Origin of the sequence: Streptomyces sp. NPDC059874, from assembly GCF_042731135.1 — a bacterium.
GTDB lineage: Bacteria > Actinomycetota > Actinomycetes > Streptomycetales > Streptomycetaceae > Streptomyces.
In genome coordinates this window covers 198,659-210,216 of the sequence record NZ_JBHWJY010000002.1, presented here as the reverse complement: position 1 = coordinate 210,216, position 11,558 = coordinate 198,659, and the positions used below count along the sequence as shown (strand labels likewise).

At 73.1% G+C, this 11,558-nt stretch carries 12 protein-coding genes; 8 read left to right on the top strand and 4 right to left on the bottom strand.

Annotated elements, in window-relative coordinates; genetic code table 11:
- The first annotated feature begins 23 nt into the window (after window positions 1–23).
- On the top strand, window positions 24–725 hold the full coding sequence (locus ACFV9H_RS02185) for a hypothetical protein (protein ID WP_385392019.1): 702 nt from the start codon (window positions 24–26) through the stop codon (window positions 723–725).
- On the opposite strand, the gene ACFV9H_RS02180 is transcribed toward ACFV9H_RS02185, so the two are convergent.
- Window positions 709–2,373, bottom strand: coding sequence for a carboxylesterase/lipase family protein (locus ACFV9H_RS02180; RefSeq protein WP_385392127.1), 1,665 nt, complete (start codon window positions 2,371–2,373; stop codon window positions 709–711). The two genes, ACFV9H_RS02185 and ACFV9H_RS02180, sit on opposite strands and share 17 nt — an antisense overlap.
- A gap of 174 nt (window positions 2,374–2,547) precedes the next feature.
- On the opposite strand from ACFV9H_RS02180, the gene ACFV9H_RS02175 reads away from it, so the two are divergent.
- From ACFV9H_RS02175 to ACFV9H_RS02165, 3 genes are all read left to right on the top strand, one after another.
- On the top strand, window positions 2,548–3,534 hold the full coding sequence (locus ACFV9H_RS02175; RefSeq protein WP_385392016.1) for a hypothetical protein: 987 nt from the start codon (window positions 2,548–2,550) through the stop codon (window positions 3,532–3,534).
- A 135-nt stretch (window positions 3,535–3,669) separates the two neighbouring features.
- Complete coding sequence (locus ACFV9H_RS02170) at window positions 3,670–4,458, top strand: ArsR/SmtB family transcription factor (RefSeq protein ID WP_385392124.1); 789 nt, start codon at window positions 3,670–3,672, stop codon at window positions 4,456–4,458.
- 36 nt (window positions 4,459–4,494) lie between these two features.
- Window positions 4,495–4,983: a hypothetical protein gene (locus tag ACFV9H_RS02165; RefSeq protein WP_385392014.1), complete on the top strand. Its 489-nt coding sequence runs from the start codon at window positions 4,495–4,497 to the stop codon at window positions 4,981–4,983.
- 27 nt (window positions 4,984–5,010) lie between these two features.
- Here the strand turns inward: ACFV9H_RS02165 and ACFV9H_RS02160 are convergent, their stop codons facing one another.
- Both ACFV9H_RS02160 and ACFV9H_RS02155 read right to left on the bottom strand, forming a co-directional pair.
- Window positions 5,011–6,045 (bottom strand): PHP domain-containing protein, encoded by a 1,035-nt coding sequence (locus tag ACFV9H_RS02160; protein WP_385392012.1) that lies wholly within the window; start codon window positions 6,043–6,045, stop codon window positions 5,011–5,013.
- 46 nt (window positions 6,046–6,091) lie between these two features.
- Complete coding sequence (locus ACFV9H_RS02155) at window positions 6,092–6,577, bottom strand: MarR family winged helix-turn-helix transcriptional regulator (RefSeq protein WP_385392009.1); 486 nt, start codon at window positions 6,575–6,577, stop codon at window positions 6,092–6,094.
- A 127-nt stretch (window positions 6,578–6,704) separates the two neighbouring features.
- On the opposite strand from ACFV9H_RS02155, the gene ACFV9H_RS02150 reads away from it, so the two are divergent.
- Together ACFV9H_RS02150 and ACFV9H_RS02145 are read left to right on the top strand one after the other, a co-directional pair.
- Window positions 6,705–7,115: an organic hydroperoxide resistance protein gene (locus tag ACFV9H_RS02150; RefSeq protein ID WP_328929362.1), complete on the top strand. Its 411-nt coding sequence runs from the start codon at window positions 6,705–6,707 to the stop codon at window positions 7,113–7,115.
- 75 nt (window positions 7,116–7,190) lie between these two features.
- Window positions 7,191–8,825 (top strand): FAD-dependent monooxygenase, encoded by a 1,635-nt coding sequence (locus ACFV9H_RS02145; RefSeq protein WP_385392007.1) that lies wholly within the window; start codon window positions 7,191–7,193, stop codon window positions 8,823–8,825.
- Window positions 8,826–8,945: 120 nt separating this feature from the next.
- Here ACFV9H_RS02145 and ACFV9H_RS02140 read toward each other — a convergent pair whose 3' ends face one another.
- Window positions 8,946–9,311, bottom strand: coding sequence for a DUF6204 family protein (locus ACFV9H_RS02140; RefSeq protein ID WP_385392005.1), 366 nt, complete (start codon window positions 9,309–9,311; stop codon window positions 8,946–8,948).
- A gap of 130 nt (window positions 9,312–9,441) precedes the next feature.
- Here ACFV9H_RS02140 and ACFV9H_RS02135 point away from each other — a divergent pair, with 130 nt between their 5' ends.
- Entirely contained in the window at window positions 9,442–10,719 is a 1,278-nt protein-coding gene (locus tag ACFV9H_RS02135) for a VWA domain-containing protein (protein ID WP_385392003.1), read from the top strand.
- The gene (locus ACFV9H_RS02130) at window positions 10,719–11,543 is read left to right on the top strand and encodes a hypothetical protein (RefSeq protein ID WP_385392000.1); all 825 of its coding nucleotides are present in this window, start codon (window positions 10,719–10,721) and stop codon (window positions 11,541–11,543) included. Before ACFV9H_RS02135 ends, ACFV9H_RS02130 begins: the two co-directional genes overlap by 1 nt.
- Window positions 11,544–11,558: the final 15 nt, after the last annotated feature.

Here is an 11,558-nt window from a genome sequence, read left to right as displayed (position 1 = left end):
TCTTGGGAGCGGAGGGGGAGACCATGACGAAGAGGACGACGGCAGGCCGGGTGCTGGTGGCGGGGCTGCTGTGCGCCGTACTGGCGGCCTGCGGGACCAAAGGGGCGGGACAGGCCTCGGGGCCCGCACCCGTCCCCAGCCTGACGCCGGAGAAGTGCGCGCTCGACGTGCCGACGGAGGAACAGACCGGTGGCCCTGCCGGTCCGCCGACGGACCAGGAGACCGGTGGCCCTGCCGGTCCGCCGACGGATCAGGAGACGGGTGGCTATGCGGGTCCGCCGACGGATCAGGAGACCGGCGGCCATGCCGGGCCGCCGACGGATCAGGAGACGGGTGGCGACGCGGGCCCGCCGACCGACCAGGACACCGGCCCGTACGTCGGCCCGCCCACCGACGGCGACGGCGCCGACGACATCGGCAACGGCGGCGGCCCATGCGGTCCGGCGGACTGGTTCGACATGACCCGGGACTTCAACGCCTACTACGCCAAGCACCGCACCGACCAGGACGGCTTCCTCATCGTCAAGGAGACCCGCGTCCGCAAGGTCCGCACGGTCGGAGAGGCCAGGATCACCTTCGCCACCCGATCCGTGGGCAAGGGAGTCGGGGAGGACGCACGCCGCATCGCCGAGGTGTTCACCGCCTGGCGGCACGAGGTCTACGGCGACGGCGGCACCCTGGTCGTCCGTACCGGCCAAGGCACCGTCGTCACCCAGAACTGGTGACCTGGGGCCACCGCGCGTCCCACAGCGCGCAGTGGTGTGCGGTCCGCGCGTCCACCGTACGGATCCCGTCGGCCCCCGGTGCCAGGGAGAGCACCGGCCCCGCCGACCGGTGGCGCGGCCAGTCCGGGGCCCCCTGCGCCCGCGGCACGCCGGTGCGGGCGAACGCCGTCCAGTAGCCGGTCATTCGGTCCGCCAGTTCCCGCTGCGGCGCCGCCAGGGGTGCCATCGTGAACAGATAGGGCAGTTCGAAGCCGTGCGAGGCCCCGTAAGGGAGCTCGGCCACCTCCGGCAGTCCCATGAAGTTCGGTGCGTCCCGGTCGCTGAACCGGTAGCCGTACGTCGGTACGTGCCGGGCCAGCGCGCCGCTGTCCCGCAGGGTCGGACAGGTGAACGAGGCATCGGACAGCAGCGTCGCCCAGGCCACCGCCGGCGTCGGGTGGCCGGACACCGGATAGGCCGCCTCGACGACCCGCGCGGTCGCGGCGCCGAAGGACTCCTCCAGCCGGGCCCGATAGGCGGCCTCGTCGGCGACCGGATACGCCGCCAGCGTCTGCGCGACGAAGACCCGCATCTCGTCGAGGGTGGTCCCCTGCACCACCGGCACGCGGTGGAACCGCCCGGCCTCCAGGGCCCGCCGGGGTTCCATCGGCAGCAGGGCGTTGCCGTACGGGACGAGCGAGAACCGCTGCATCAGCTCGGGCGTGGCGAGGGTACGGGCGTCCAGTCGGCGCAGGCAGTCCAACACCTCACCCGCCGGCCGGTCGCAGCCGAGCCGGCCTGCCGCCAGGGCTCCGTCCGCGACGATCCGCGCCTCGGGCACGAAGGGTTCGTACGTGCCGAGCTCGGGCAGCAGCGAGCGCGGGGGCATCGTGGTCGAGCACGATCCGCTCTGGACGATCGCCTTGTGGAAGAGGCCCGCAGACTCCGGGGAGACGAGGTGCGAGCACACGCTGAGGGCGCCCGCCGACTCGCCGAACACCGTGACGTTGTGCGGGTCCGCTCCGAACCGTGCCGCGTTCGCCCGCACCCAGCGCAGCGCCGCCTGCTGGTCCGCGAGGGCGAGCGCGGGGGCCCCGCCGAGCTCGGGGTGGCCGAACAGACCGAAGACGCCCAGCCGGTAATTGACCGTCACCACCACCACGTCGCCCTGGGCGGCCGGCCGCTCGGGCCGGTAGAGATCGCCCGCGCCGTTGAGGAAACCGCCGCCGTGGAACCACACCATGACGGGCAGGCGCCGCGCGTCCGGGCCCGCGAGGCGGTGCCCCGTCGGCGCGGTGACGTTGAGGAACAGGCAGTCCTCCGAGCCGCTCGGCCCGCCCGGTCCGATCGGCGGCAGCTGCACACACCGGGGCCCGGCGGCCCCGGCGTCGCGGACGCCCTTCCACCGGGGCGCCGGTGCCGGCGGCCGCCAGCGCAGGGCGCCCGTCGGGGGAGCGGCGTAGGGGATGCCCTCGAAGGTCCGGTACGTGCCGTGCGCCCGCCCGCGTACGGACCCCCGATCGGTCTCCACGACGAGCGCTTCGGAAGCCGGAACCGGAACCGGAACCGGCACCCGCGCGGGCGTGGGCGCGGCGCCCGTCAGAAGCAGTACGGCGGGCAGGACGAGGGCCGGGAGCGCTACGGAGCACCGCCGGCGGACGGCACGCATGTCGGGCACGGCTGACGCCCTTTCCCCGTGGGGGTTGGTCGAGCCCCCGTTTGCCCGCCACGAATGGCGCAGCGAGCGGATTAGACAGTAAATGTAACAAAGCGTGCGCTTCCCATGACGCACGATGACCGCCGTGCGATGTGTAGACCCGCGCGTCGGCGAACGGAGCTTTCCATGAATGACCCCATCACCCTCGCGGCGACGGACCACGAAGACCGCCACGGGCCCCCCGACACCGCCGCCGCGCCGGAAGCACCAGAAGCGCCGGAAGCGCACGAAGCACCGGATTCCCGGCCCATACGCACGCTGCTGGAGACGGCGGCCACCTGCCGCCCGCTCGAAGAGGTCACCGCGCTGGTGAGCCTCCTCAAGGAGGGCGGCGGCCTCCCCGACGCCGGACACGAGGCGCTGCGCACGGCCGCCGTGACCCGGTCGGTACAGGACGTACAGCGGATGGTCGCCCTCCTCGGCGAGTTCCCGCACGAGACGGTCGAGGCGGACATCACGCTGCGCGCCGCCGCCGTCGGGCGTCCGATCGAGGACGTCGCCCTGCTGGCGAGCATCCTCGGCCACGAAGAGCACCGCGCACCGGACCGACGGCCAGACCCGGTCCCGGTGGCGGTCGAGCCGGAGGTTCCCGCCGTGCGCTACGACGAGCCGTACGAAGAGCCGCACGAGCCCGCCTACGCGGAGCTCTACGACGCCCCGTACCAGCAGCGCCCCGGACGCACCGCCCCCGCCGCCGCTGCCCCCTCCGCCCCGGCGCCGTCGGGCGGTTCCCGGGCGCTGAGGCACGTACTGCGCTGGCCCGTGGCCCTCGTCCTGTTGGTCAGCGGCGCCCTCCACCTGCCCGCGGACCTGGCGGCCCTGCCCTCCGCGAGCCCGGGCCGGTTCCTGCCGATGCTGGTCACCGTGGTCTGCCTCGGACTCGGGGCGATGCTGGCGCTCCGGGACACCGCCACGGTGTGGCGCGCCGGAGCCGTCACCGGCCTCGGTGTCGTCGCCCTGCACGTGGCGGGGGGCGTGGCGGGCTTCGACCCCTTGGACGGAGCGGTGGGCGGCTCCCTGGCGTGGGCGGGTGTCACCGTGATGCTGTGCGCGGCGGCCGGCGCCGTCCTCGCCGGCCTGGCCCTGAGGAACGACCAGGAGAGCTCGGCCTGACCCCGGCCGACCCGGTACGAAGCGGCACCCGGCGCCCCGAGCGCGGGGTGCCGCTTCACGTGGTGCGAGCGGCGGCTTTGACATTATGCAGGTAATTACCTGCATAATGGAGTCGTGAGCCTTGAAGCGAGAGAGGTGGACTCGGTGTTCAAAGCACTCGCCGATCCCACCCGACGACTCCTGCTCGACCGTCTGCGCGAGCAGAACGGCCAGACCCTGCGCGAGCTGTGCGAGCGCCTGGACATGGCGCGCCAGTCGGCGACGCAGCACCTCGACGTCTTGGGGCAGGCCGGCCTCGTGACCGTCGTGCGGCGCGGGCGGGAACGGCTCCACTACCTCAACCCGGCGCCGATCCACGAGATCGAGGAGCGCTGGATCTCGGGGTTCGACAAGCCCCGCCTGCAAGCGCTCAGTGCCATCAAGAACCAGGCAGAGGAGTACGCCATGACCAGCGGAAGCACGACCGTGCCGACCTATGTCTACGTCACCTACATCCGCGCGAGCGCGGGGCAGGTGTGGCAGGCCCTGACCGACGCGGACCTGACGGCGCGCTACTGGGGACACGCCAACGTCTCCGACTGGCAGCCGGGATCGACCTGGGAACACCGGCGCGTCGACGGATCGGGCGCGGTCGACGTCGTCGGCCGGGTGGTCGCGTCCGAGCCCCCGACGCGGCTGGTCGTCACCTTCGAGGACCGTCCCGACGTCGAACCGGCGCGCGAGCCGTCCGTCGTCACCTTCCTCGTCGAACCGCACGAGGACATCGTCCGGCTCACCGTGACCCACGAGAACCTCCCCAACCAGGAGATGCTCGGCGGCATTTCGCGCGGCTGGCCGGCGGTGCTGGCGAACCTCAAGTCGCTTCTGGAGACCGGTGAAGTGCTCCCGCAGGCGCCGTGGGAGATGTCCCAGCCGCACGCCTGAGCCCGGCCGCGCAACCCCATCGGAAGGGGAACAGTCATGCACGACACCACCCCGCTGCGGGACGCCTACCGCGCCCTGCTGGACGCCGCCGCCACCGTGGCCGACTCCGGCCCGGCGAGCCCGGTCCCGCCGCCCGGCGAGTGGGACGCGGACCGGATCCTGGCCCACGTGGCCCTCGTCAACGCCGCCACCATCGCCGCCGTCTGCTCCGTCGCTTCGGGCGCCGTCACGACGTACGACAACCGCGTGGCGCAGGACGCCTGGACCCTCGACCGCGTCATCGCGCTCGCCGGCGGCAACGCGGGACTCCGGGACCGCATCCGCTCCCAGGGTGAAGCCCTCCGAGCCCTCTGCGGCCCCGTCCTGAGCGAGGCCGAACTCGACACGCAGGTACCCGCCCTGCTCCTGTCCAACGGCGTTGTCCTGGTCGACCGCCCCCTACCGCTGCGGGACCTCCTCACGGGCCTCGCGGAATCGGAGCTGCCGGGCCACACCAAACAGCTCCTGTCCCTCCTGCCGGCGTGATCCCACCCTCTCCGGGCGAGACGGGCATCAAGGCGCGCGCCGGGTGCGGGTCCACGTCAACACCTGTTCCGCCGACCAGGTGTTGATCACGCGGTCCGACGGAACCCCGCACTCCACGGCCCGTTCGCAGCCCAGGATCTGCCAGTCCAGCTGGCCCGGGGCGTGCGCGTCCGTGTCGATGGCGAAGAAGGTGCCGGCCGCCACGGCGAGCCGTAGCAGCCGGCGGGGCGGGTCCAGCCGATCGGGGCGGCTGTTGATCTCCACGGCGGTGCCCGTTTCCGCGCAGGCCGCGAAGACGGCCTCGGCGTCGAACCGCGACTCCGGCCGTCCGCGCCCCGTCACCAGCCGCCCCGTGCAGTGACCCAGCACGTCCATCAGCGGGTTGCGCACCGCCGCCAGCATCCGGCGGGTCATCGCGGGCGCGTCCATCCGCAGCTTCGAGTGCACCGAGCCGACCACGAGGTCCAGCCGTTCCAGCAGCTCCGGCTCCTGGTCCAGCGAGCCGTCGTCGAGGATGTCGCACTCGATGCCCGTCAGCAGCCGGAACGGCGCCCACGTCTCGTTGAGTTCGGCCACCACCCGCAGCTGCTCGCGCAGCCGCTCCGGGGAGAGCCCCCGGGCGATCGTCAGCCGCGGTGAGTGGTCGGTGAGCACGGCCCACTCGTGCCCCAGCCCGTCCGCGGCCCGCCCCATCGCCTCGATCGGGCTTCCGCCGTCCGACCAGTCCGAGTGCACGTGGCAGTCCCCGCGCAGCGCCGCCCGCAGCGCGGCGGCGGCCGGTGTGGCCGGTGGCGCGTCGGGGAGCGCGGCGGCCTCGTCCTCCAGGGTCCGCAGGTAGCCCGGCACCTCCCCGGCGAGCGCCTCGCGTACGACCAGGGCGGTCTTCGGGCCGATGCCCTTGACCTGCTCCAGGGATCCGTCCTTGACCCGCTCGGTCAGCTCCTGGCCGTCCATCCGTCCGAGGGTGGCCGCCGCCGTGCGGAAGGCTCGTACCCGGTAGGTGGGGGCTTGTGCGCGCTCCAGCAGGAAGGCGATCCGGTCCAGCGCCGCAACCGGGTCCATCGCACACCTCCAGACTCCCGGACCCAGTGTCCGGCGCGGGAGGCGCTCACGCCTCCCGCGACTCCTGCGGCACGGCGGCGTCGAGGGCGGCGGTGAGGCGGTTCAGGCGGGTCTGCAGGTCGAGGATCTCGCCGAGCTCGAAGCCGGTCGCCGTCGCGATCCGGCGCGGTACCTCCGCGGCCCGGGCGCGCAGGGCCGCGCCGTCCTCGGTGAGGCGCGCGTGCACGGAACGCTCGTCCTCCCTGCTGCGCTCCCGGCGGACCAGGCCGGCCGCCTCGAGCCGCTTGAGCAGCGGGGACAGCGTCCCCGAGTCCAGTCGCAGGTGCTGCCCGATCTGCTTGACCGGCATCTCCCCGTGCTCCCAGAGGACCAGCATCACCAGGTACTGCGGGTAGGTGAGCCCGAGGTCCTTGAGGACGACGCGGTAGAGCCCGCCGAAGGCGCGGCTCGCGGCGTTCAGCGCGAAGCAGATCTGGCCGTCCAGGCGCAGGAAGTCCTGGTCGGGGTGGGTGGCGGTCGGCTGCTCGGTCATGAGGGCCAGTGTACCCGGAGCACCCTTGCGAGGCATTGAATTGTGCACAACTGAATTGTGTGCTCTACTCATGGGGCGAGGCCGACCACCGGCCGCCGCACGGTTGATTTCTGCGAGAGGAACTCCGATGGACGCGCTGTACACCGCTGTCGCCACCGCCAACGGCCGCGAGGGCCGCACCGTCAGCTCCGACGGTCAGCTCGACCTCGCCCTCGCCATGCCCCCGGCGCTCGGCGGCAACGGCCAGGGCACCAACCCCGAGCAGCTCTTCGCGGCCGGCTACGCCGCCTGCTTCGCCAGCGCGCTCGGCCTGGTCGGCCGCCAGGCCAAGGCCGACACCAGCGAGGTCTCGGTCACCGCGGAGGTCTCCATCGGCAAGGACGGCGCGGGCTTCGGCCTGGGCGTCGTCCTGCGCGTCGAGCTCCCCGAGTCCCTGGCCGGCGAGACGGGCACCCTGCTCGTCAAGCAGGCGCACGAGGTCTGCCCGTACTCCCGCGCGACGCGCGGCAACATCGACGTGGACCTCGTCATCGAGTAAAGATGCCGGACATCCGGTGGGCGGCCACCATGGAGGAGCACCGACCCGTACGGGGCCGCACGCCGGGAGGCGCCCATGGCGCACACCTACGCAACGGACGTACTCGTCGCCGGCGCCGGCCCGGTCGGGCTGACGGCGGCCGTGGAACTCCGCAGACGCGGTGTGTCCTGCCGGATCGTCGACCGCCTGCCCGCCCGGCTGCCGTTCGCCAAGGCCGTGGGCATCCAGCCGCGCACCCTGGAACTCTGGGACCGCATGGGCCTGGTGCGCGCCGCCCTCGACGCGGCCGTCCCGCTGCGCGGGCAACTGGCGTACGTCAACGGCGTCGAGCAGCCCCGCCTCGAACTGGCGCTGCCGCCCGAAGTCCCGTACGGATTCGCGGCGCTGCCGCAGTACGAGACGGAACGCCTCCTCGCCGAACACCTCGCCCGCTTCGGGACCGAGGTCGAACGCGGCGCCGAACTGGTGTCGTTCGCGCAGGACGCCGACGGAGTGACCAACCGGGTCCGTACCCCTTCCGGAACGGAGGAGGAGGTGCGGACCCGGTTCCTCGTGGGCTGCGACGGCGCGCACAGCATCGTCCGCAAGGGGATCGGACTCTCCTTCGAGGGCGGCGCCTTCCCCGACGAGTTCATGCTGGCCGACGTGGAGGTCGACTGGGACCTGCCGCACGAGTACGGCGTGCGCGCCATGCACCGGGACGCCTCCGGCGCCGTGGACGACGTACTGGTGTGCATCCCGCTGCCCGGCCCTGGCCGCTACCGGATGTCCATGATGGTCCCGCCCGAACTCTCCACCGCCCAGCGGGTGGGGGAGGACCCCGACGGCATCACGCACGGACTGGGCGGCGGCCGGGCCCCCGAACTCCCCGACATCCAGGCCGTCCTGGACCGGCTGTCACCGCGACCCACCACCGCCTCCGGCATCCGCTGGTCCTCCGTGTTCCGCATCAGCCACCGGATCGTGAACCGATACTCCGACGGCCGGGTCTTCATCGCCGGGGACGCCGCGCACATCCACCCGCCGACGGGCGCCCAGGGCATGAACACCGGTATCCAGGACGCCTGGAACCTGGCCTGGAAGCTCGCCCTCGCCGTCGAGGGCGCCGCCCACCCCGACCTGCTCGCCAGCTACGACGCCGAGCGCCGGCCGGTCGGCGAGGAAGTCGTCGGCCGCACCGTCCGCCACGCCCAGGAGGGCGTCCAGGCCGATCCCGAGGACCCGCAGACCCTGCTGCTGCGCGAGGCCCAACTCCTCGTCGGCTACCGGGGCGGCCCGATCACCGCCCCGCCCGGCGCGGGCCCGCTCCCCGGCCCCGGCGACCGGGCACCCGACTGCGTGGGCCTCACCGGCGAGATCGCCGCCTACCCGCTGCGCCTGTACGACCTGCTGCGCGACCGCGACCACGTCCTGCTGCTCTACGGAGACGTCCAGGACCCCGGTGAACTCGCCCGCACGGCCCGGGAGGCCTCCGGCGGCCGGACGGAGACCTTCGCCGTCCGCGCGGCCTCCTCCGTCGCCGCCGCTGCCGAGGGGCTACCGGTGTACCACGACACCGCGGGCCAGTTCGCCCGCCTCTACGCGGCGGACGGCCCGACGGCCTTCGTGATCCGCCCGGACGGCTACCTCGGCGCCCGTCTCGGCCCACCCACCGCGCAGGCCCTGCGCACCCACCTCGCCGACACCTTCGCCGCCACGGATCAGGGGTAATCCCACTCGGCGTCGACGTACGCCGGCTTCCGGTTCATCGCGATCACCGTCGCGTTGGCCCGGTGGTGCACGGTCCGGATCCGTCGAGTTCGAGCCTGCCCCGTGGGTCCGGCGCGCCGGTCACGAACGGCCCTCGGCCTTCGCGGCCTCCCGGCGCTGCCGCTTGCCCAGCGGAGCCTGCGAGAGGTCCTCGGCCTGCGACTTGAGCTGCTTGAAGCCGTACCCCCGCTCGGCCAGCCAGCTCTCCGCCGCCAACTCCGCGCGGGCCGTGGCGTCGAGGATGTCCTCCTCGGCCTCACCCGAGTCCAGGAAGCGGAACGTGAAGAAGGGGCGGGCCGCGAGGTCGTACGTGAGGTGGCCCTCGGCGGTGAACGTCGCGTGCAGCATGTCGTGCTCGGGCGCGGCCGCGAGCAGCTCCGCCCGTTGGTCGTCGGTGAGGCCGTCGAAGGAGCCGCGGACGGTGATACGGAAGGTACGGGAGCTCATCTCGGCAGCCTAGATCGGGCCCCGCGCCCCACGCACGCGGATTTCCGTCCGGATAGCGACCGCGACCCCCTGAAAACCGGTGCCGGGATCACGTTTTGGATTGACGGACGATCCTCAATACGATCCGGCGATGATCACAAGAAAACGGCTTGCGGCCGGGGCGTGCGGCTTGCTCGCCGCCCTCGCCGTCGGGCTCTTCCCGGCGAACGCCGGCGCCGCTGACGGAACGACGGCGAAGGAGCCCCCCAAGGTCGATCTCGTCCTCGACGTCAGCGGCTCCATGCGGGCCACCGACATCGACGGCCAGTCCCGGATGGTCGCCGCGAAGCAGGCCTTCAACGAGGTCATCGACGCGGTACCCGACGAAGTGCGGCTCGGCATACGCACCCTGGGGGCCACCTATCCCGGTGAGGACAAGGCGCTCGGCTGCAAGGACACCAAGCAGCTGTACCCGGTCGGCCCGCTCAACCGCACCGAGGCGAAGACCGCCGTGGCGACCCTCGCCCCCACCGGCTGGACGCCCATCGGTCCGGCCCTGCTGGCCGCGGCCCAGGACCTCGACGGCGGTGACGCCACCAAGCGGATCGTCCTGATCACCGACGGCGAGGACACCTGTGCCCCGCTCGACCCGTGCGAAGTGGCGCGCGACATCGCCGCCAAGGGCATCCACCTGACCATCGACACCCTCGGCCTGGTCCCGGACGCCAAGACCCGCGCCCAGCTCACCTGTATCGCCGAGGCCACCGGCGGGACGTACACCTCGGTACAGCACAAGGCGGAACTCTCCAGCAGAGTACGCCAGTTGGTCGACCGGGCAGCCGACCCGGTCGTCAACCCGGTGGCGACCGAGGGCGCGAAGCACTGCGAAGGCGCCCCGCTGCTCAAGCCCGGCCTCTACAGCGACCGCGAGAGCTTCGGCGAGCACCGCTGGTACCGGGTCGAGGTCCTCCCCGGCCAGGAGCTGCGCGCCTCCGTGAGCATCGCCTCGGACCGCGCCGTCAACCGGGACTACGGCGTCCTGCTGCGCGCCACGACCGTCCACGGCCGCGAGATCGTCCGCGGCTCGGAGGCCGGCGACGGGCGCACCGACGTCATCTCCACCGGCCTGCGCTACCCGAAGGCCGAGATCGACGGGGTCGACGGGGACACCAAACCGGCCGCCGAGACCGTCTGCGTCCAGGTCAGCAACTCCTTCTCCGCACCCGCCTCCGTCAAGACCACCCCGGGCATGCCCGTCGAGCTGACCATCGAGCTGGTCGACGGCCCCGACGCGGCCTCCGACGCCGCCTCCTTCGGCCTCGGGCGCGGCTGGTGGCTGCTGGCCGCCCTGGCGCTCGTCGGACTGTTGGCCGGACTGGTGTGGGGCTGGATCTCGCGCTGGCGCATCTCCGTCTGGAGGACCAACTGATGCGTACCGTACGCACACTGACCGCCGCCCTGCTGGCCGGCGCCGCCGCCCTCGGCGTCGCGGGCTGCACGGCCGAGGCGGACACCCCGTCGGCCGGTTCTTCGGCCACTTCGTCGGCCACCCCGAGCGCCGGCGGGAGTTCGGACAAGGCCGAGCAGGCGGCGCCGACCGAGGCGGGCACCAGCTTCCGTACCGCCACGGCCTTCCGCCCGGGCCAGAAGGCCACGGCAGGCGCGTCCACCGGTGACTACCTCTACTGGGTGCTCCCCGTCGACGCCTCGCAGCGCGCCACGGTGAAGGCCACGGTCACCCTGCCCGAGTCCGCGTCCCGGCACGGCGCCGCGACCTGGCAGATCGACGTGTACGACGGACTGCGCCGGCGGCAGGCGTGCGCCTACGGCACCCAGACCCGCGCCGTCGCCAAGGAGGCCCCGACGGTCGAACTGTCCTGCACCCTGCGCACGGTCCGCGCCGCCGCCGAGCAGTGGGCCAACGACCCGCTGCCGGGCAGCTACTACGTACGACTCACCGTCGTCGAGCTGCCCGACGAGGACAAGGGCCTGCCGGTACGCGCGGCGGTCGAGGCCGAGGTGAAGGACACCGGCGGCGCCCTCGCGGTGGACGGAACCCTCTCCACGCCCCTGGTCCCCGCCACCGTGACCGGCACCCTGCGCGAGCCGGAGGACGGCTGGTCCGGTGGCTGGTGGTCGGACCGCTGGATCTGGACCGCGGCCGGCGGAGTCCTCGCGGCCCTCGCGGGCCTCTTCGGATACTCCCTGACGCGCGGCTCGGGCCGGCCGTCCGGGGTCCCGCCACGCGCCTGACCAGGCGGCGGTCGG

Bases quoted from the DNA above. Each gene is read 5' to 3' on its own strand.
- ACFV9H_RS02185 (WP_385392019.1), top strand. From the start codon at position 24: ATGACGAAGAGGACGACGGCAGGCCGGGTGCTGGTGGCGGGGCTGCTG.
- ACFV9H_RS02180 (WP_385392127.1), bottom strand. From the start codon at position 2,373: ATGCGTGCCGTCCGCCGGCGGTGCTCCGTAGCGCTCCCGGCCCTCGTC.
- ACFV9H_RS02175 (WP_385392016.1), top strand. From the start codon at position 2,548: ATGAATGACCCCATCACCCTCGCGGCGACGGACCACGAAGACCGCCAC.
- ACFV9H_RS02165 (WP_385392014.1), top strand. From the start codon at position 4,495: ATGCACGACACCACCCCGCTGCGGGACGCCTACCGCGCCCTGCTGGAC.
- ACFV9H_RS02160 (WP_385392012.1), bottom strand. From the start codon at position 6,045: ATGGACCCGGTTGCGGCGCTGGACCGGATCGCCTTCCTGCTGGAGCGC.
- ACFV9H_RS02155 (WP_385392009.1), bottom strand. From the start codon at position 6,577: ATGACCGAGCAGCCGACCGCCACCCACCCCGACCAGGACTTCCTGCGC.
- ACFV9H_RS02150 (WP_328929362.1), top strand. From the start codon at position 6,705: ATGGACGCGCTGTACACCGCTGTCGCCACCGCCAACGGCCGCGAGGGC.
- ACFV9H_RS02145 (WP_385392007.1), top strand. From the start codon at position 7,191: ATGGCGCACACCTACGCAACGGACGTACTCGTCGCCGGCGCCGGCCCG.
- ACFV9H_RS02140 (WP_385392005.1), bottom strand. From the start codon at position 9,311: ATGAGCTCCCGTACCTTCCGTATCACCGTCCGCGGCTCCTTCGACGGC.
- ACFV9H_RS02135 (WP_385392003.1), top strand. From the start codon at position 9,442: ATGATCACAAGAAAACGGCTTGCGGCCGGGGCGTGCGGCTTGCTCGCC.
- ACFV9H_RS02130 (WP_385392000.1), top strand. From the start codon at position 10,719: ATGCGTACCGTACGCACACTGACCGCCGCCCTGCTGGCCGGCGCCGCC.